Below are 19396 nucleotides of genomic sequence, written 5' to 3' on the forward strand. Positions count from 1 at the left end.
TAATAATCCTAATTTTTAACAAATACGATTTAAGGCAACATTGCTAAGTAAGTTGATGGATTCTTACGTTGACCATCTTTTACTACTTCATAGTGTAAATGTGGTCCAGTACAACGACCTGTACAACCCACATTAGCAATATGGTCACCAGCAGAAACCTGATCACCCACACGAACCATTAAACGTGAAGCGTGTGCATAGCGTGTTAAATAACCATTACCATGGTTGATTTCAACATACTGACCATAACCTGTACCCCAACCTGATTTAGTTACAATACCAGGACCTGTTGCATAGATTGGCGTGCCACTTGGCGCAGACATATCTAAACCACCGTGATGCTCTGCACGGCCAGCCATGGTACGACCACCAAAGTTAGAAGAAACACGTACGCTATCAGGAAGAGGATGAGAAACTAACCAAGAATAAGGATTTGAAGAAGAGGTATTAAAAGAGTTTTTAGCGGTAGTATTACCATATTTTTTTGCCAGTGAGTCATTGTTGAGCTCAACTGTTTTCGGGCGTAAAGTGACTGAAACTTTTGCACTTGCCGGAAGATCTAAATCATCAGGATGCGTATATGAACCTTGAGATAGTGTTTTTGATAACTGTTCCAATCGATCTGAATCTGTAGATTGGTTAATATTTTGATAATCTGCAAAAGCAACCGATGCTGCCGAAGCGGCTAGTGAAAATGCTAATAAAATACGACGCGTGTGCATAAAAACCTCTTGAAACTGTTCTTACTCAAGTTCCTTATGATCTCTTCCTTGATATCAGTCGAAATGAACGCTTAAGATGGAGACAAGAAACCATTCGAGAATGATCAATGTCTAAACCCGATAACGTTTTTCAACAATCCGGAAAACACATAAAAACAGGAAACCTTACGTTTCTAACAACGCAAGTCGCGCAATGGCAAAGACTTACGAAAATAATCCAACCCTTATTGCCCCAACCGGAACAATGGCAGGTCGTGTGTTATCAAAATGGCACTTTAATTATTACTGGTGAAAATCAGGCAATGATTAGTCAACTCAGCTATTTACAGAGCCAATATATATCTAAATTATCTCAACTTGAAGGACTAAAAGACTTACAAAGAATACAAGTTCGCTTGAGAAATAAGACTATTTCTACAGCGCCCTCATCATCTGAGCCTTCTAAATCCATCCCCCCGGAAACACAAGAAATGTTACGTAGTGCCGCCGACTTCGTGAGCGACCCTAAGCTTAGCCAAGCTTTACTACGTTTGGCAAGCAATAAAAAATGATGAGCTTTCCATTTCTTAATTAGAATCGTTCTTATTTTGTGATAAAAATCACACTATCCATTGTTACATTATAACATAGACAAATAAAGACAATGACTTATGTCACACTCACATATGGAATTGGACATTCATTCTCGTCATTAAATGTTACAATTTCATAATTACTCGGATCACTTTGAACATTGCGTAACAACTGATTATTTAAAGCATGTCCCGATTTATAGCCATCGAACTTGGCAATAATTTGATGACCAAGTAAATACAAATCACCCACTGCATCTAAAATTTTATGTCGAACAAATTCGTCAGCAAATCGTAAACCTTCTTCGTTCACAACCCCTGTATCATCTACACCAATGGCATTATCCAGACTTGCACCTAAAGCCAAATTATTTGCTTTGAGATAATCTAAGTCTTTCATAAAACCAAAAGTTCGTGCTTCACTGACCTCATACACAAACGTTTCGGTTGAAAAATCGATTGTCGCAGACTGGTATTCTTTTGCAAAAGCAGGATGATCAAAATCAATGGTAAAGTTGAGCTGAAAACCATTATGTGGTCGAAAAATTGCTTTTTTATCTTCAATTAAAGCTTCAACTGGTTTTAATATTCTTATAAATTTTTTAGGGGCATTTTGCTCGCGCAAGCCACCTTGCATTAACAAATAAATAAATGGTCCAGCACTACCATCCATAATTGGCACTTCGGATGCTGATACTTCTACGATTAAATTATCAATTCCTAAACCCGCAATCGCGCTCATTACATGCTCAATCGTACCTACTTTAATATCACCGGTAACAAGGTTCGAACACATAAATGCTTCTTGAATAAGCAATGCATTAGCAGGAATATCAACAGGTGGATTCAAATCGATACGGCGAAATACAATACCTCCATCCACGGTATGTGGAATGAAATTGATCATCACTTTTTGACCGCTATGAAGACCTATTCCACTCGCTTTTACCACACGATTGAGAGTACGTTGTTTCACCATGCTTTGTAACTTCTTTTTTAAAACCGCTATACGTTAGCATATTTAGTCATTGATCAAAAATAAAAAAAGGCAGTGTTTAAACACTGCCTTTTAGTAGATCAAAGACTGAATTACTTACGTTGCTGATTTTTCAAGTAATCTTGAATACTCATTGGCGAAGAACGCGGTGATGAACTTGGTGCATTATTTACATCAGTTTCAGCATTTTGGCGTTTATTAATTGCAGGAACATCATCTTCATCTACAGATTGTGCAGATTGAGTTGATGTATGGCTCACTGTATTACGCTTTCTCGGTTCTGCATCAGCAGCATTACGAGTCAAACCAGTTGCAATCACAGTTACACGTAATTCATCACGCGCATCTGGATCAAATACTGTACCGTAGAAGATTTCGCCTTCATCAAGGTCAACAATTTGGTTAACCACATCAGTAATGATTTCTGTTTCACGTAACGTGATGTCATCACCACCCGTAATGTTAATTAACACGCCTTTGGCATTAATAATATTTACGTTATCAAGTAATGGACTACGGATTGCCTGTTCAGCAGCTTGACGCGCACGGTCTTCACCACGACCCAAACCAGCACCCATCATTGCGTAACCGCGAGTACTCATTGCAGTTTTCAAATCGGCGAAGTCAAGGTTAATGTGACCGCGATTAACAACAAGATCAAAGATACTGCGTACAGCGTTTAACAAAACATCATCTGCCTTTTTATAGGCATCTTTCATTGAAATATCACCATACACGCTTAACAAGCGTTGGTTAGGAATAATAATCAATGAATCAACATGAGCTTCTAACGCTTCAATACCGCGTTCAGCTGACTTTTGACGACGACGACCTTCAAAGTTAAATGGAGTCGTTACCACACCAACAGTCAAAATCCCCATTTCTTTAGCAACTTCAGCAACAACCGGAGCTGCACCAGTACCTGTACCACCACCCATACCAGCGGTTACAAACACCATGTCAGTCCCTTCAAGGTGCTGACGAATAATTTCACGACTTTCTTCTGCTGCAACTTGACCCACTTCTGGGTTAGCACCTGCACCTAGACCACGTGTACTTTGCTCACCTAACTGAATTTTGAAAGGAGCATTCATACAGTCAAGTGCTTGTTTATCTGTATTAGCACAAACGAATTTAACACCCTGAATATCAGACTGTACCATGTGCTGAACGGCATTACCGCCACCGCCACCTACACCAAATACAGTGAAACGGGCTTGACCGTTGCCATCGTTTAGTTCATCTTCTATAAATTCAAATGAGGCCATGACCTTTAGGGTTCCTAATACATTATGGCAGTCACTTCAGCCCGTATACTGCCTTGATTTTCAAAAACAACTAATTTTAAGAATGCTGTGCAATACAAACCTTGTCAAGTACAGTGGTTTTCTCTTACAACTTCCTAACAATTCTACCAATAAATCCATACATCCTAAAAAATGGCTTTAAGTTTGCTATTAAACGCATTCCAACCATTCACCATTCGTTCCCATACCGAACGGTCACTACCCTCTTCAGGTTCCTCAACAGCTTCTTGTAATTCGCTTTGGCTAAACATAAGCAAACCAGCTGCTGTCGCATACATTGATCGACGTAACGCAGCTTGATGCTGATCATCAGCATACACCTGTAACGGTGGATTACCTAAATGAGCAGACACTCCCAACATACGACGCGCTAAACTTACCATACCCTCAATCTGGCAAGCATCACCTGTCAATACAACACCATGATACAGCCCATGGATTGCACCGCTTTGTTCTAGTTCTTCACGAATTTGACCGAAAATCTCTTCGTAACGAGCAATAATAATTTCTGACAACTCAATTCGGCTAATGGTTTGAGGACCATCAATACCCTGTACCTGAATCATATGGTCAGGCTTAACAGCACTTAGATCAACACAGCCATGCAGAATTTTAATCCGTTCAGCTTCGTCGGTCGTTGTTTGTAACACAGCAGCAATATCACGTGTCACATGTTCGCCACCACGCTGTAATGTACGCGCTAAAGCTAAACGACCATCTAAATAAACTGCTAAATTGGTAATGCCTGCGCCAATATCAACGAGACAAACACCATACTCTTTTTCATCTTTGAGCAAACTTGCTTCAGCGGTTGCCAAGCAAGAAACTACCATTTTTTCAACACCAATGTTCGCACCTTTCATGGCACGATCAAGGTTCTGCATAGTAGCGATTGGCATCATCATGAGTTGATAGTGGCCAGTCATGCTATGAGCCGTCATATTAATTGGATTTTGAACCCATTCAGCAGAGTCACCTAACTCAAACCCAAGTGGGACTGCACTCGCTAAATAATAATCAGAGGTCACATGGCTTGCTTTTGCTAACTCCAATGCACGTACAACTTCATTAGTTGTAATCACATGTGCGGGGTTAGCAACAGGCGTGCGTCCAGAAGCATAGAAACTTTGCAGCTCGGTACTTGGAATAGATACCCACGCACTATGAATGCGACATTCGGCCATATTTTCCGCTTCAGAAACGGCGTTCTTAATCGCAGCAATGACTTTATCGAGACTTACAATTTTTCCTTTGTTCATGCCTCGATTGCGAGCAGTTGCCATACCGATAACCTGAATGTTATCCGGTGCATGAATTTTTCCAATCAAAACTGAAACTTTATGCGTCCCAATGTCAATCGCAACAACTGAGGGAACAGCTTCACTCATCACTCATACCATTTCTTTGTTGTCTAATACCAGGCAAATTGCCTATTTTAAAGCCACGTATTATGGCTTTGCTTTTGTACCACCTGCAATGCTTGTGTCATCACTCGTTACAACAAACTGACCATTCACAATTTTAGGTGGAGTTGCATTCTTCCATTGAATAGATAATCCATTACGATATCGCAAATCAATGGCTGAGATTTTCGTCCACACAGGTTTTAGGTCAGATTGTGCCAAGTGACTTAAACGTTGCAATTTATTCATTGTTTGGTCTTGGTCAACAATAATGCGCAAACCAGAATCAAACTGCATAAACCAAGTCATTCGTTCCGTTAGATATAACTCTTTTAAACGCAAATTAACAGGATGGAATAACTGATTAATTTCATTATAGCGTCGCATCATCATTTTAGACTGGCTTACCGGGCCATGTAACAACGGCAGCTCAGGATGAAGTTTCGGTTCTGCCTCACTAAATACGTCGCCACCATCGCTTAATAAGCGGCCTGTTCCCCAACGGGCAATCGCATGTTTAGGCATGATACGAACACGAATACCATTGGGCCAAGCACGAGATACAACGACTCGGTCTACCCATGAAATTTCTAATGCTTTATCACGAATCTGCTCTAAGTCAGACGTAAAATAATTATCTTTTACAATCGGCTGCACATATTGCATAACTTGCTGAGATTCAACTGGAGTCGTTGAACCCACAACTTCAAGTTTTGCAACAGTTGCATCGGTAATAACCTTATATAGCCCGTAAATTCCGACTGCCAGCACTAAAAAAGCAATAACCAGCAACATCCATCCGCCAGCGTTGGCAAGCTTTTGCTTACGCGTAGGCGGTTTTTCATGAATGGATGTAATTGCCGCACGTTTACGGCGCATGGAAGCCGGAAGTTGTGCCATATTTAAGCTTTACCTTCCAATGTTTGCTCAAGAATTGCAACACACAACGCTTCAAAGCTATAACCAACTGCTTTAGCAGCCTTAGGTACAAGCGAATGACTTGTCATACCTGGCACAGTATTCACTTCTAAAAGCCAGAAAGTACCTTGCTCATCCTGCATTGCATCAATACGGCCCCAACCTTCTGCGCCTACTGCTTGGAAAGCACGCAAACTTAAAGCTTGTAATTTTTTCTCGTCTGCATCACTTAAACCACAAGGGATACCATACTCGACATCATTACGTTGATATTTTGCTTCATAGTCATAAAAAGCAACATCTACAGGTGGTTGCAAACGAATAACAGGTAAAGGCTGACCATTTAAAAATGAAATCGTAAATTCACGACCAGTGATCCATTTTTCTGCCATGACCACTGCATCGTGCTGAGTTGCTTTTTCAATTGCTGCCGCAAAATCTTCTGCTTTCTCAACCTTACTCATGCCTACGCTTGAACCTTCATGCACAGGCTTAATAATGACTGGTAGACCCAATTCCGCGATGACTGAATTAAGGTCAGTTTCTTTGGTAATAATTCGATATGGTGCTGTAGGTAAATCACTACCTTGCCAGATTTGCTTGGTTTTAACTTTATCCATACCAATGGCAGAACCTTGTACACCAGTTCCTGTATATGGAATATTCAACCACTCAAGCACACCTTGGATCTGACCATCTTCACCGCCACGACCATGCAATACAATAAATGCGCGATCATAGTTTACAAGTTCAGTTACACTACGGTCTTGCGGATCAAATGCCTCAGCCTGAACACCTGAACTTAACAAAGCGTCCAAAACTGCCTGACCACTATCTAAAGAAACAGCACGCTCAGCCGATTTTCCACCAAACAACACAGCAACTTTGCCGAATTTTGTAGCATTTGACACGTTTAAATCCTTAACCCGATAATTCAATACTTTTTTGTTTATTTCACATACAAATGGTGCTGTGCAAGTTCTACTGAAATTGCTCCCACGTTACCTGCACCTTGCGTTAATAACAAGTCATTTGGTTGTAACACATTTTGCATGATGTTTTGTAAATTACCGTCAACGGGATCAATCAAAATCGGTTCAACCTGACCACGCAAGCGGATACTACGCGCTAAAGTACGGCTGTCTGCACCAACAATTGGTTTTTCACCAGCAGGGTAAACTTCGAGTAATAATAATTGGTCGACTTGAGATAAAACTTCAATAAAGTCGTCAAAACAATCACGTGTACGAGAATAACGATGAGGTTGGAAAAGCATCACTAAACGACGATCTGGATGGCTCTGACGAGCTGCTTTAATAGTTGCTTCTACTTCTTTAGGATGATGTCCATAGTCATCGACTAATTTTACATTACCCTCACCAAGCTCAAATTCACCTTGCACTTGGAAGCGACGCCCAACACCACTAAAGCCTTTTAATGCACGACTAATGGCTTCGTCTGAAACACTCTCATCAGTTGCAACACCAATTGCAGCCAAAGCATTTAAAACATTATGCATGCCCGGTTGATTGATCGTTAAACGAAGTGGCTCACGTCCTTTACGCAATACCGTAAAATGCGAACGCATGCCATCTTGCTCTACATCAATCGCACGGATGTCATTATCTTCATTAAAACCATACGTAATAACCGGACGGCCTACGCGTGGCAAAATCTCACGAATGTTCGCATCATCACCGCAAACTACCGCTAAACCATAGAACGGTAAATTATGTAGGAACTGCACAAAAGTATCTTTTAACTTATCAAAGCTACCTTCATAGGTATCCATATGGTCAGCATCGATATTGGTTACAATCGCTGCCATTGGCTGTAAATAAAGGAATGAGGCATCTGATTCGTCAGCTTCTGCAACAATAAAACGACTTTCACCAAGCGCTGCATTTACACCAGTACTGTTAAGCAAACCACCAATCACATAAGTTGGATCAAGGTTTTCTTCAGCCAACATTGTGGTTAACAAACTCGTTGTTGTGGTTTTACCATGTGTACCTGCTACCGCAATACCATGACGGTAACGCATAAGTTCACCGAGCATTTCTGCACGACGTACAATCGGAGTACGTTGTTCAATTGCAGCTTTAATTTCTGGATTTTCCGGATCAATAGCAGTTGAAACCACAAGCACATTAGCGTTTTTAATATTTTCTGCTTCGTGTCCGATATAGACCTTAATGCCATTTTCTTCTAATTGTTGTGTAGTTTTAGAAGCTTTAATATCTGAACCGGAAATTTTATATCCTTGGTTAGCTAACACCTCAGCAATACCACACATACCTGCTCCGCCAATACCCACAAAATGAATGTGTTTGATACGGCGCATTTCAGGCACTTTAATCAATTTTTTTGCTTGGTTTGCAGCTGTTGTTGGAGACATAGTAAATCCGATTACATTTTTTGAATAAGATCAACCACATGCTGAGTTGCATTTGGTTGGGCATGTTGACGCGCTTTCACTGCCATTTCTGTAAGTAATTGGCGGTTCATCAACGTGGTAAACAATTGATTTAAAACTTCTGGTGTCATGGTCGATTGCTGGCAAATTTTTGCAGCACCGACATCGGCCAGAAATTTGGCATTTGCAGTTTGGTGGTCATCTACCGCGATAGGTAACGGTACAAAAACTGCTGCAACACCAGCGGTTGCAACTTCTGTCACAGTTAAAGCACCAGCACGGCAAATAATCAGGTCTGCTTCGCTATATGCCTTCGCCATGTCTTCAATAAATGGCAAAACATGTACTGTTAAATTTGCAGGTGCATCTGCGTACAATGCTTGTGTTGCTTCAACTTGTTGCTGACCACACTGATGAAAAATATTCAGTGGAACCTGTAGTTGCTTTAAAGCTGGGGGTAAACGTTCATTGAGTGCTTTGGCACCTAAAGAACCGCCTACAATTAAAATATTTAACGGCTTACCCGCTTGTTCACGCTCATCGTAGCGCCATTTTGGGCTTAAAATATCTGTTATTTCACGGCGCACAGGGTTTCCTGTGGTCACGACTTTGCCACCAGCAGGAAAAGTATTAGGAAATGCTTCGCACACCACTTTAGCTACACGTGATAACTGCGCATTGGTAAAACCAGCAACTGCATTTTGCTCATGAATGAGAACAGGAATACCTAATAAACGAGCAGCCAGACCACCCGGTCCTGCAACATAGCCACCAAAGCCTGCGACTGCGTCAACTTTGAGCTGTTTCATATAACGCATAGCGCTTAAAGTGGCTTTTAAAATTTTAAAAGGCGCGGTGAGTTTACGGATGACTCCGTTTCCGCGCACACCTTGAATATCAATTTGATATATTGGAATATTTTGATCTTTTAATAACCGATTTTCCATACCTGTTGGCGTGGCTAACCATGAAACCTGACAACCTTGTTGTTGAAGTTGTTTGGCTACGGCGAGGGCTGGAAAAACATGTCCACCAGTACCGGCAGCCATCATCATGACATGTTTAGGTTTGCTTTGCTGTGAATCTGTCACGGTCTAATTCTTCAACTCAAAAAACAATGGAAATTGTCATCTATTTTTGTAGCCGTTTATTTTAATCCTAAAGCTTCATTAACGAAAAGCGAATTTCACTCGTTTATAACAGAAAGATGTGCTTTTTTGAAAATATGCCTACAAAGCGCAAGCGTATTTCATATTGTGGTTTTATTAATTGATAAATTTTTAGGTGATTTCCCAATATTCGCTTAGGAAATCACCCAAAGTAGATGATTAAGCAGGACGACCAGCTTCTAATACGTCAAATAGATCATCGGCAATCGATGTACCAAATTGAGCATCGATTTCACGAATACAGGTTGGACTGGTGACATTAATTTCAGTGACATAATTACCAATTACATCTAAACCTACAAATACCAAACCTTTTTCACGTAAGAAAGGCCCAATTTTCGCTGCAATCTGCTTATCATTTTCAGTAAGTGGTCGTGCTTGACCTAAACCACCTGCCGCCAAGTTACCGCGCACTTCACCATTTTGCGGAATACGGGCTAGACAATAAGGAATAGGTTCACCGTTTACCATTAAGATACGCTTATCCCCTTCAACAATTTCAGGAATATAACGCTGTGCCATAATTGGACGCGTACCTAATTCTGTCAGCATTTCTAAGGTAGAACCAATATTTACACCATCTTGGTATAAACGGAAAATTCCCATCCCACCCATACCATCAAGTGGCTTAACAATCACATCGCCATGTTCTTTAATAAATTCACGAATTAAACTTTGCTGTGATGTCACAAGTGTAGGTACTTGTAGCTCTGGAAACTGCGTTGCAAAAAGTTTTTCATTGCAATCACGCAGTGATTGAGGCTTATTAATAATCCATGAACCTTCGCGCTCAGCTTGCTCAAGCACGTAAGTCGTGTAGACAAAATTCATATCAAACGGCGGGTCTTTACGCATGAGTACTACATCATAAGCAGCAATAGATTCTTTTTTCTTTTCGCCAAGCTCATAGTAATGGCTGTAATCTTCAAATACTTGTAAAGGAGAGATTAGACCGTAAGCTTTACCTTGATCGATATATAAATCTTGCTGTAATGCATAACCCAATTCATGTCCGCGACGGCTCGCCGCCCACAACATTGCCATGGTTGAATCCTTTTTCAGATTTACGGTTTCAATCGGATCCATGACGACAAGTACACGCATGCTCAAGCTCTTCTTAAAATTTAAATTAGCATGAGTATAACTGAGATTTTTCACTGGTTTTTCTTAATTTCAGTAAAACCTTATCGGTTATTTCTTTATCTTGAATTCAGATAAATTCAGTTAAACTATGACCATAAAATATTATTTTTAAAGGCTAAAGATGAAACTTTATCGCTATTTAACAGGCCCTGATGACTCTGCTTTTTGTGCAAGAGTCACTAAGGCACTGAATCATGGCTGGGAATTATATGAAGCACCAACCATGACCTTTAATGGTACTCAAGTGATTGTGGGCCAAGCCATTTGCAAAACGATTGATGAAAACTATGATCCAGAAATGGATATTTTAGATGTACTTAAAAACAATGCTTAACTCTAAGGGTGTTTTTACTAAAAAAAGCACCTCGTCAAAATCTCATTTATAAATAAAACTAATTACTTACCTTATGCCCGTCCTTTAACATAAAAATTATATTTTTAAAATCAACAACTAAAAGCACACCTCGATAATTTCATAGGCAATAGTTCTTTTATTCTAAATAATTAAATGATTATAATTATCATTTATGCTTTTATTTTTGTTAACAGACTTTGTTTTTATGTTAAAAATTTCTATATCATCTCCCCACATTAAAAGCTCATTCCCGCTTAGCTTACTCAGCTTAATGATCTTGAATATTCAAGGTGTCTACGCAGAGGAATTAGCTGACTCATCATCAAAAGTTGCAGCAGTCATGCCGACTATAAAAATTGAAGCGATGAGTGAACTCGACCCCATCAAAAGTTATATCGACTACGACAAAGCCAATGTCACACGTAATGGTTTAGACAAAAAAGATATTCCCCAAACTATTGATACCATTGATGTTCAAAAATATAAAATTTATGGATCAAATGACTTAAGCGTCATGCTGCAAGGTACACCAGGCGTATCAACCAGTTACGATATGCGTGGTGATGGAATTACCATTCGTGGTTTTGGTGCAGACACAGGTGATATTTACCGGGATGGCATACGTGAAAGCGGACAAGTACGTCGCAGTACTGCTAATATTGAACGTATTGAGATTTTAAAAGGCCCCGCCTCTGTTTTATATGGCCGTAGTGCTGGTGGCGGGGTTGTGAATATGGTGAGTAAATTCGCCAATTTTGACTCTAAAAGTTCAGTTGGTGCATATGCAGGTTCTTACGACAACTATGGAACAACGGCTGACATCAACCAAGTACTTAATGACAATTTAGCAGTACGTTTGACTGGAGAATATGGCGAGTCAGGTAGCTTCCGCTTAGGTATTAAAAATAAAATAGAGATGCTCTCTCCAAGCTTTACCTATAAAAATGATGATGGAACACTCACTTGGACCACACAATATACCTATGACAAATTAGGTCGAGTGCCTGACCGCGGACCAACGCGTGACAATCTACCTACAGGTACATCTATCAAAACAGGATTTGCCCAAGATGGCGACTATGTTGATGATATTTTGCAAGTGGTTCGCACCGATGTAAATTATGAATATGCACCTGACTGGAACTTCCACTGGGCAGCAAGCTACCGCCAAGCAGAACAGAACTTTGACCACTTTTACTTTGGAACTTATTGTGGGTTAGATGGTAAAGATTTAAAAGGTAAAGCATGCACCACTAAAAAAGGCTATATCAATCAAATTTACTACTGGCAACAAACTAGCAATAAGACCACGACCAATACCTTTGATATTAAGGGCAAGTTCAAAACAGGCTCGCTTGAGCACCAAATTATGGTCGGTACAGACTGGACCTATGAGCAACGAGAACCACGTCTAGCCAATAAGACTCAAAACGGTTCAGCTATTTATGGTTATGTTAATCCCCTCACTGGTGAACGTGAATATAGCCGAGGTAATGGCCCTCTTTTGATTAGCCAACATAACTACAATGAAGGCACCACTTATGGAATATTTGTTCAGGATTTAATTGGTCTAAATGACCAACTCAAACTCATGATGGGCCTACGTTACGATTACTTTGACTTTTCAACTACCAATAAACTTAACAATGATCATCGTAATGTAAAAGACAGTAGCTTTAGCCCAAATGTGGGTTTGGTATGGCAACCCGTTCCAGAACATAGCTTTTATACGTCTTACTCTAAGAGTTTTGCACCATTTGGCGGGCAAATGGGTGTTAACCAAGTTACTGGCAGCACCGATGTCACAAAAATGGATAAAGAGCCTCAATATAACGAGCAATATGAAGTTGGAGTAAAAAGTGAATGGTTAGATAACCGTTTAAATACTCAATTTTCTGTCTTTGATATTCGTAAAAATAATATTCGCTATAAACCAAACCCTGACAGTGAACCAGATGTATGGGCAACTGCGGGTCAGCATCAATCTCGTGGTCTCGAATTTAGCTTTATTGGCCGTGTACTCGATAATGTCTTTGTCCGCGGTGGTTATGGTTATACCGATGCAAAAGTAAAAGAAGACAAGCAAAATCCTGAGCGTGAAGGCAACTATTTAGCAAACACATCTAAGAACACAGGTAATTTATTTGTTCGTTATTTACCAACCGAGCAGTGGTATACCGAAGTGGGTGTGACCTATGTCGGCTCTTATTATCCAAATATTAATAATCAAGTAAAAATGGAAGGCTTTAACCGTGTCGATGCGGCGATTGGCTATAGTGCAGATCCGTGGAATGTCACACTTGCGGTGAATAATCTAACCAATAAAGAGTACTGGCGTTCAGACAGTATGCCAGGCACACCACGTAATGTGTTATTGCGTTTGAATTATCAATTTTAAATAAATATTAAAAAGGTATATCCCCTATTTTAGAGGTATGCCTTTTTCTTTTTAGATACCATATTTCTCGCGATAAGCTTGCATATTTGCTAGCGCTTCTTTTTCACCTTTGGTGATGACTGAACAAGGTCAATATAAGCATCACGTTGTAGCATAAGGTGTGAGATGAGAGGTGATTTTTTTAAATAGGCACTAAGATTAGTGCCTATTCTTATCTTTTAATTCTTATAAGTTGTATTACAGTATGGGTGAGTTAATTGAGCATTATCAATACTTCCAGTTCCACCATCTTCTTTCCGTTTTATGTGATCAATAGAAATTGATTTTTGATGAAGTAACCCATTACAAATTTTACATTTTGGAACACCTTGAAGCGCATTTCTTAAAAAAACCTCACTTTTTACATTCTTAGAAAAGCTCTTACCTATTTCAAAATCAGGATTGGAATCAAAAATAGTATCCTGAATAACATAAGAAAAATTAGGGGATTCAGGCACTTTTTCTAAAATTTCTTGAACCGAAAGATTATTTTCTAAAGAATCTAAAATATGTATGTAGAAATCTAAAAGTGGTTGAATGGCTTTATTCGCCTGACGTGCTTTTCGAACAATTTGTTGAATAATATGTTCCGAGGAATAAATTATTTTTTCGAAGTTCTCTCGATGCTCTGTGAAGGTTTTCAGTTTATTTTTATCCGCTAGATGTTTAGTGAAAGCAATAATAGAATTAAACGAACTTACTCGAAAGTTACCAACAGAACTATAAATATAAATAGCAGGATGCAACCCAAGTGATGAAGGATGGTTCGAATTCACTCTATAAAGCGTTTTTTTAATATCTTTCAAAGCATTTAATGTTAATGTTCCATCAGTATCATCATCAATATTATTTATTTCTAATGTTGTTAATAGATCTAAAATCATGCTTAAAGAATTACTAGCATGATTTTTACCACCAAGAGGAAGGTCCAAAGTTTTGATTGGAGTCATTAGTGGAGGATTAAAGATAAGTTCATTAATTTCTTGCGCTTGGTCTTTAATTTCTTGTGCTTGGTCTTTAAATTTATCCCAATAACCATACCCTTGCCCACCCCTTAAAATAGCTCTAGCGCATAAACCAATAGGCTTTCTTCGAGTTTTAAGAATATTTATTTCAGTATCACTAATTGGCGTAGACTTTTGATTAATTTTAAAGAAACTATCTTCAGCTTTTTTCGAATCTCCATCAACCCATTGTAATTGGATAGCTCGAGTACCAAAATTTTTAAGCTTACTTTGGATATGCTTAGGTGCATTAGCTTGATCATATAAAGCTTCTTTAAATGAGCTAAATGAACCAATTTCTTTATTAATTAAATCTCTTGCTTTTTGTGCAACTTTGATTTGTTCTTCAGGAATAGCATTATCAAAAAACTTTCTAGAAATCTTACCATCACCATAATCATCATTAACCCATGCAGCTATAGCACTTAATCGATGAGCACCATCAATTACAAATGTAAAACTATCAGCATATTTCCAAAGAATAATCGCAGGGATCAAATCACCATCTAAGAAGCTAGCAACTAAATCTTTAACTTTGTCAGCATCCCATTCATTTGTTTCTCTTTGAAAATCTGGTTTTCTTAATGAGGAGAAAAAAAACCCCGGAATTTCAAAATCACTATATCCTAATGTAGATTTATGAGGGCCTTGAGACATTAAATTTTGATCTTGAATTTCAAAATCATCTCGCCCGATTAAGGCATCTAAAAATAATTTTTGTGACATACTGGTATCTTAAAGTATTTTAATTAAAACCATTTTACTGTTTTTTTATCATATAAAAATATTTATTATTAATTTGAAGATTCTCTAAAACCAATATAAAACAGCTTATCCAAAATTCTTAAAATTTTTATTTATATCAATATTGTAGTAAAAACATCCCAAAATTAATATGCTAAAACTGATTTCTGAATACTTTTAAATTTTAAAATTAATCAATTAAATATACTCAATAAAAAAGGAAGCCTCAGCTTCCTTTTCCACATCTAACTCTTAGATGCCGTATTTCTCGCGATAAGCTTGCATATTTGCTAGCGCTTCTTTTTCGCCTTTCGTCTCTAAATAATCCATTAAATCTTTCATGGTAATGAGTGCGTGCACAGGAATTTCTAATTCTTTTTGCACTTCTTGAATTGCAGAGAGCTCACCTTGACCACGTTCTTGACGATCTAATGCTACCAACACACCTGCGATAGTTGCGCCAGCGTTTTTCAAAATCGTTACGACTTCACGAATCGCTGTCCCTGCGGTAATTACGTCATCAATAATCCAGACTTTTTTACCTTCAACCGCAGCACCAACTAAAACACCGCCTTCACCATGATCTTTCGCTTCTTTACGGTTAAAGCCCCATGGCACACTCTTATTATGTGTTTGCGACAAAGCAACAGCAGTCGCTGCTACAAATGGGATACCCTTGTATGCTGGTCCAAAAATCACATCAACATTTTCACATTGTGTTAATTTATCGGCATAGCCTTGCGCTAAAAGAGATAAAGCTTCACCATCGTTGAGTAGGCCTGCATTAAAAAAATAAGGACTCACGCGTCCAGATTTTAAAGTAAACTCACCAAATTTAAGCACACCGCGTGATAATGCGAGTTCGATAAATGCTTGCGGGTGAAATGACACAGGCGTTGTCATGAGGTGCTCCAAATTCACAATTGAGGTTAAATTTTCGCATGATACCAAAGGATCAGTATCCAAGTGATGTAAAAATTCTTCGAGTCGTTTCCATTAACGTAAATGGCTTACGTTCTTCAGTAACGAAAGGCTTACTTGAATGGTTAGAACAATCCGATGCCGATGTCGTATGTATGCAGGAAAGCCGCATTACCCATGAACAATGGACTGAAAAATTTAGACCCGAAGGATGGCATACCCATCTTTTTCCAGCAGAGCGTGCAGGTTACGCAGGTACCGCAATTTATAGCCGCTTACCCTTTGTCTCTATTAAAGATGGTTTAGGGTTTGAATTGGCCGATAGTCAAGGCCGCTTCATTTCTGCCGAATTCGATTTAGGTTTGTCACATCCCGTACATATTGCATCATTATACTTACCTTCAGGCTCAAGTGGTGAAGAAGCGCAAGCACGTAAAGATTTATTTTTGGGTGAATACGCAAAAATCTTAAAACAATGGCGTGATGAAAATAAGTCCATCATTATTTGTGGCGATTACAATATCGTTCATAAACGAATTGATATTAAAAACTGGTCGGGTAATCAGAAGTCTTCTGGCTGTTTACCACATGAGCGTGCATGGCTTGACCATATTTATGATGAACTTGGCTATGTCGATACCTTCCGTGTGGTAAGAACAGAAGCCGAATTGTACTCATGGTGGTCAAATCGCGGTCAAGCACGTGCGAAAAATGTAGGTTGGCGTATTGACTATCAAGCTTGTTCACCAGACTGGAAAACACGTACAACAAACGCATGGGTCTATAAAGATCAATGGTTTAGTGACCATGCTCCAGTTATTGTTGACTATAAAATTCAAGAGTAAGTGAACAAGTGTTCACTTACATTGTCGTTTTTGCTTACAACACATGTCGTTTTTGAGTATTTTTCTTACACACGTTTAACGGCATTATAGCCCCACGGCACAGGGAAGCAGTCAGGATGACGCAAAAGGATAGGACGCCGTAGGAAGATAAAATAAACTTAGATTAAGTTTATTTGCAAGGATGTGACAATGGACGTTGAAATGAGACCCGCATGATCAGGATGATTAAATGCGGGTTTTCTCTTTTCTATCTCTTATTTTTTGCGCTAAGTTCTTTTAGTTTTCTAGATTCTTCTTATTGAGTTCATTATTACCTTGTCTTATGACAATAACATGACATTCTTTATTGTTTTAATCATTATTTTTCATTTGTTTTAAAAGTATCGGTATAAAGTAGTGCTCAAATGCATTTTGGGTTAGGCTGTGTGTTCTTTCTTTTTGACATGGTCCGATAAAATGTTAAAAATTTATGGTATTAAAAACTGTAATTCAATGAAAAAAGCATTTGATGCCTTACAAGCAAAAGGTTTGAGCTACGAATTTCACGATTATAAAAAACAAGGGATTGATGCCGACACCCTAAAAATCTGGTTAAAAGAAATTGGACAAGATACCGTTCTCAATAAGAAAGGCACCTCGTGGAGAAAACTATCTGAGGATGAACAGACTCGTGCATTAAGCAGTGAAGATCATCTTATTGAAGCTTTAATTGCTCAACCAAGCTTAATTAAACGACCAGTTCTACAGACCTCTAAAGGTTTTCTGGTCGGTTTTGATGAAACTGCCTATCAAAACTTAAATGCATAAAAAAACGAGCCAAGTGGCTCGTTTTTTTATTTAAACTTTTAGTTCGCACGAATCCAAGTTTGATTGCGGCCCAATGCTGAAACACCAATATAACCACGCAATTTAAGCTTTTTGCCACCCTCAGCCAACTCACCTTTTAATTTGTAAGTTTTGCCAGATTTCGGGTCTAAAATTGTACCGTTTTCATAACTGGTACCACCTACATTTTTTAGATTATGTACAATGGTCACACCTTTAAGCGGTTTGTTTTTATACGGACCTTCACATTTTGTACAAGAGTTTTCTTCACCTGGTGTCAAAATGTTTTGAATGGTTGCAGTTAAGGTTCCATCCTTCTGTTCCGTAAACTTTACTACGGCTTTGGGCTTATTGGTTTGGTCATCAATCGTTTTCCATACCGTTCCGTTTAGTGGGTCAGCCGCATTGGCAAATGCAGCCATACCAACAAGTCCTAAAGCTAAAGCAATCTTTTTCATTTTTGTAATATCCTTGGGTCTTTCAAGACTTCAGTATTCAAAACTCGCAACGATATTGCAATTTTTGAATGTGACTGTTTCGTGTAACCTTGTAACCTTGAAAAATAAAATTTATAAGGAAACAAGTTATTAACATAAGCGGATACTATATGAATATACCAAGCGTTTTAAAATATTATTTAACAGAAACATTTCTTAAAACAGCAATTCGCAAGCCAAGTCAGTTGAATTTACCTCCAACTGCCCTGCGTCCTATGCTTGAACAACTTTGCCGAGCATTTCCAAAACAAAAAAATGTAACTGTTCGTCCGATCCGACTTGCGGGTGTCAAAGGGGAAGAGATTAAAGCTCAGGATTCAGCAACCCAGCTTATTTTTCACATTCACGGCGGCGCTTTTTTTCTGGGTAGTGTCAAAACACATCATGCATTCATGACGGATTTAGCAGCCCGTACTCAAATGCAAATTATTCATGTGGACTATCCGCTTGCTCCCGAGCATCCATATCCTGAAGCGATCGAAGCATTATATGACGTATATCAATCGTTATTAGTTCAGAGTATCCAACCCAAAGATATTATTTTATCGGGTGACTCATGTGGGGCCAATTTAGCTTTGGCACTTTGCTTACGCTTAAAAGAACAACCTGAACTCATGCCAAGCGGTTTAATTTTATTATCACCTTTTTTAGATTTAACCCTAACCAGTGAATCTTTAAGATTTAACCAAAAACATGATGCCCTACTTTCTCTTGAAGCCCTGCAAATTGGTATTCAACATTATATTGGTAACCATATTGCAGCAGATGACCCACGTGTTTCGCCCATTTTTGATAACTTAGAAGGTTTACCGCCAACATTAGTTCAGGTCGGTTCAAAAGAAATTTTATTAGACGATGCAAAACGCTTTAGAGAAAAAGCTGAAGAAGCAGGTGTCAAAGTCCATTTTAAGCTTTACACAGGCATGTGGCATAACTTTCAAATGTTTAATGCGTGGTTCGATGAGGCAAAACACGCAATGGCCGATATTGCCGAATTTGCTCATGAACTTGATAAAACTTAATTAAAATAAATGAAGTGATGAGTGTGAAATACTTCTCACTTCATATTAGTTATAAAAACCTTAATCTTAAGGTTTAATGAATAAATCATGATATGTTTA

General features: G+C 38.8%; 18 protein-coding genes. 6 read left to right on the top strand and 12 right to left on the bottom strand.

Translation table 11 applies throughout. The features are described from left to right. Positions 1–29 precede the first annotated feature (29 nt). Entirely contained in the window at positions 30–722 is a 693-nt protein-coding gene (locus AC056_RS11915; protein WP_077163719.1) for a M23 family metallopeptidase, read from the bottom strand. Between the two features lie 107 nt (positions 723–829). Between AC056_RS11915 and AC056_RS11920 the strand changes: the two genes are divergently transcribed. After that, on the top strand, positions 830–1273 hold the full coding sequence (locus AC056_RS11920; RefSeq protein ID WP_004704934.1) for a DciA family protein: 444 nt from the start codon (positions 830–832) through the stop codon (positions 1271–1273). Between the two features lie 97 nt (positions 1274–1370). Here the strand turns inward: AC056_RS11920 and lpxC are convergent, their stop codons facing one another. The 8 genes from lpxC to gshB form a co-directional block, all read right to left on the bottom strand. After that, complete coding sequence (gene lpxC, locus AC056_RS11925; protein ID WP_019458528.1) at positions 1371–2273, bottom strand: UDP-3-O-acyl-N-acetylglucosamine deacetylase; 903 nt, start codon at positions 2271–2273, stop codon at positions 1371–1373. Between the two features lie 110 nt (positions 2274–2383). Beyond that, positions 2384–3559, bottom strand: a complete 1176-nt coding sequence (ftsZ, locus tag AC056_RS11930) for a cell division protein FtsZ (RefSeq protein ID WP_004704930.1) — start codon at positions 3557–3559, stop codon at positions 2384–2386. Between the two features lie 164 nt (positions 3560–3723). Next, on the bottom strand, positions 3724–4986 hold the full coding sequence (gene ftsA / locus AC056_RS11935) for a cell division protein FtsA (RefSeq protein ID WP_004704928.1): 1263 nt from the start codon (positions 4984–4986) through the stop codon (positions 3724–3726). Positions 4987–5046: 60 nt separating this feature from the next. Then, the gene (locus AC056_RS11940) at positions 5047–5901 is read right to left on the bottom strand and encodes a cell division protein FtsQ/DivIB (RefSeq protein ID WP_019458529.1); all 855 of its coding nucleotides are present in this window, start codon (positions 5899–5901) and stop codon (positions 5047–5049) included. 2 nt (positions 5902–5903) lie between these two features. Then, complete coding sequence (locus AC056_RS11945) at positions 5904–6830, bottom strand: D-alanine--D-alanine ligase (RefSeq protein WP_077163720.1); 927 nt, start codon at positions 6828–6830, stop codon at positions 5904–5906. Positions 6831–6868: 38 nt separating this feature from the next. Then, on the bottom strand, positions 6869–8317 hold the full coding sequence (gene murC / locus AC056_RS11950) for a UDP-N-acetylmuramate--L-alanine ligase (RefSeq protein WP_077163721.1): 1449 nt from the start codon (positions 8315–8317) through the stop codon (positions 6869–6871). Between the two features lie 11 nt (positions 8318–8328). After that, positions 8329–9426 carry an undecaprenyldiphospho-muramoylpentapeptide beta-N-acetylglucosaminyltransferase gene (gene murG, locus AC056_RS11955; RefSeq protein WP_077163722.1) on the bottom strand — a complete coding sequence of 366 codons (1098 nt, stop codon included), beginning with the start codon at positions 9424–9426 and terminating at the stop codon, positions 8329–8331. Between the two features lie 237 nt (positions 9427–9663). Continuing rightward, positions 9664–10608, bottom strand: coding sequence for a glutathione synthase (gene gshB, locus AC056_RS11965; protein WP_077163724.1), 945 nt, complete (start codon positions 10606–10608; stop codon positions 9664–9666). A 160-nt stretch (positions 10609–10768) separates the two neighbouring features. On the opposite strand from gshB, the gene AC056_RS11970 reads away from it, so the two are divergent. Together AC056_RS11970 and AC056_RS11975 are read left to right on the top strand one after the other, a co-directional pair. Beyond that, complete coding sequence (locus tag AC056_RS11970; RefSeq protein ID WP_077163725.1) at positions 10769–10981, top strand: DUF1737 domain-containing protein; 213 nt, start codon at positions 10769–10771, stop codon at positions 10979–10981. Positions 10982–11207: 226 nt separating this feature from the next. Next, the gene (locus AC056_RS11975; protein ID WP_139344650.1) at positions 11208–13400 is read left to right on the top strand and encodes a TonB-dependent receptor; all 2193 of its coding nucleotides are present in this window, start codon (positions 11208–11210) and stop codon (positions 13398–13400) included. Between the two features lie 218 nt (positions 13401–13618). Here the strand turns inward: AC056_RS11975 and AC056_RS11980 are convergent, their stop codons facing one another. Both AC056_RS11980 and pyrE read right to left on the bottom strand, forming a co-directional pair. After that, positions 13619–15169, bottom strand: a complete 1551-nt coding sequence (locus AC056_RS11980; protein WP_077163726.1) for a GmrSD restriction endonuclease domain-containing protein — start codon at positions 15167–15169, stop codon at positions 13619–13621. Positions 15170–15439: 270 nt separating this feature from the next. Beyond that, the gene (pyrE, locus tag AC056_RS11985; RefSeq protein WP_004704912.1) at positions 15440–16090 is read right to left on the bottom strand and encodes an orotate phosphoribosyltransferase; all 651 of its coding nucleotides are present in this window, start codon (positions 16088–16090) and stop codon (positions 15440–15442) included. Positions 16091–16128: 38 nt separating this feature from the next. On the opposite strand from pyrE, the gene AC056_RS11990 reads away from it, so the two are divergent. Together AC056_RS11990 and AC056_RS11995 are read left to right on the top strand one after the other, a co-directional pair. Continuing rightward, positions 16129–16953, top strand: coding sequence for an exodeoxyribonuclease III (locus AC056_RS11990; protein WP_004704909.1), 825 nt, complete (start codon positions 16129–16131; stop codon positions 16951–16953). Between the two features lie 456 nt (positions 16954–17409). Further along, positions 17410–17760, top strand: a complete 351-nt coding sequence (locus tag AC056_RS11995; protein WP_077163727.1) for an arsenate reductase — start codon at positions 17410–17412, stop codon at positions 17758–17760. A gap of 38 nt (positions 17761–17798) precedes the next feature. Here the strand turns inward: AC056_RS11995 and AC056_RS12000 are convergent, their stop codons facing one another. Next, positions 17799–18236: a DUF2147 domain-containing protein gene (locus tag AC056_RS12000; protein WP_004704906.1), complete on the bottom strand. Its 438-nt coding sequence runs from the start codon at positions 18234–18236 to the stop codon at positions 17799–17801. A gap of 149 nt (positions 18237–18385) precedes the next feature. On the opposite strand from AC056_RS12000, the gene AC056_RS12005 reads away from it, so the two are divergent. Then, on the top strand, positions 18386–19297 hold the full coding sequence (locus AC056_RS12005) for an alpha/beta hydrolase (RefSeq protein ID WP_077163728.1): 912 nt from the start codon (positions 18386–18388) through the stop codon (positions 19295–19297). Positions 19298–19396: the final 99 nt, after the last annotated feature.

Origin of the sequence: Acinetobacter genomosp. 33YU (genome assembly GCF_001990725.1) — a bacterium.
GTDB lineage: Bacteria > Pseudomonadota > Gammaproteobacteria > Pseudomonadales > Moraxellaceae > Acinetobacter > Acinetobacter seifertii.

Coding starts and splice junctions, on each gene's coding strand:
- ftsZ (WP_004704930.1), bottom strand. CDS start 3,559: ATGGCCTCATTTGAATTTATAGAAGATGAACTAAACGATGGCAACGGT.
- AC056_RS11970 (WP_077163725.1), top strand. CDS start 10,769: ATGAAACTTTATCGCTATTTAACAGGCCCTGATGACTCTGCTTTTTGT.
- AC056_RS11980 (WP_077163726.1), bottom strand. CDS start 15,169: ATGTCACAAAAATTATTTTTAGATGCCTTAATCGGGCGAGATGATTTT.
- AC056_RS11920 (WP_004704934.1), top strand. CDS start 830: ATGTCTAAACCCGATAACGTTTTTCAACAATCCGGAAAACACATAAAA.
- AC056_RS11995 (WP_077163727.1), top strand. CDS start 17,410: ATGTTAAAAATTTATGGTATTAAAAACTGTAATTCAATGAAAAAAGCA.
- pyrE (WP_004704912.1), bottom strand. CDS start 16,090: ATGACAACGCCTGTGTCATTTCACCCGCAAGCATTTATCGAACTCGCA.
- murC (WP_077163721.1), bottom strand. CDS start 8,317: ATGTCTCCAACAACAGCTGCAAACCAAGCAAAAAAATTGATTAAAGTG.
- lpxC (WP_019458528.1), bottom strand. CDS start 2,273: ATGGTGAAACAACGTACTCTCAATCGTGTGGTAAAAGCGAGTGGAATA.
- AC056_RS11975 (WP_139344650.1), top strand. CDS start 11,208: ATGTTAAAAATTTCTATATCATCTCCCCACATTAAAAGCTCATTCCCG.
- AC056_RS12005 (WP_077163728.1), top strand. CDS start 18,386: ATGAATATACCAAGCGTTTTAAAATATTATTTAACAGAAACATTTCTT.
- AC056_RS11915 (WP_077163719.1), bottom strand. CDS start 722: ATGCACACGCGTCGTATTTTATTAGCATTTTCACTAGCCGCTTCGGCA.
- AC056_RS11940 (WP_019458529.1), bottom strand. CDS start 5,901: ATGGCACAACTTCCGGCTTCCATGCGCCGTAAACGTGCGGCAATTACA.
- ftsA (WP_004704928.1), bottom strand. CDS start 4,986: ATGAGTGAAGCTGTTCCCTCAGTTGTTGCGATTGACATTGGGACGCAT.
- gshB (WP_077163724.1), bottom strand. CDS start 10,608: ATGCGTGTACTTGTCGTCATGGATCCGATTGAAACCGTAAATCTGAAA.
- AC056_RS11990 (WP_004704909.1), top strand. CDS start 16,129: ATGATACCAAAGGATCAGTATCCAAGTGATGTAAAAATTCTTCGAGTC.
- AC056_RS12000 (WP_004704906.1), bottom strand. CDS start 18,236: ATGAAAAAGATTGCTTTAGCTTTAGGACTTGTTGGTATGGCTGCATTT.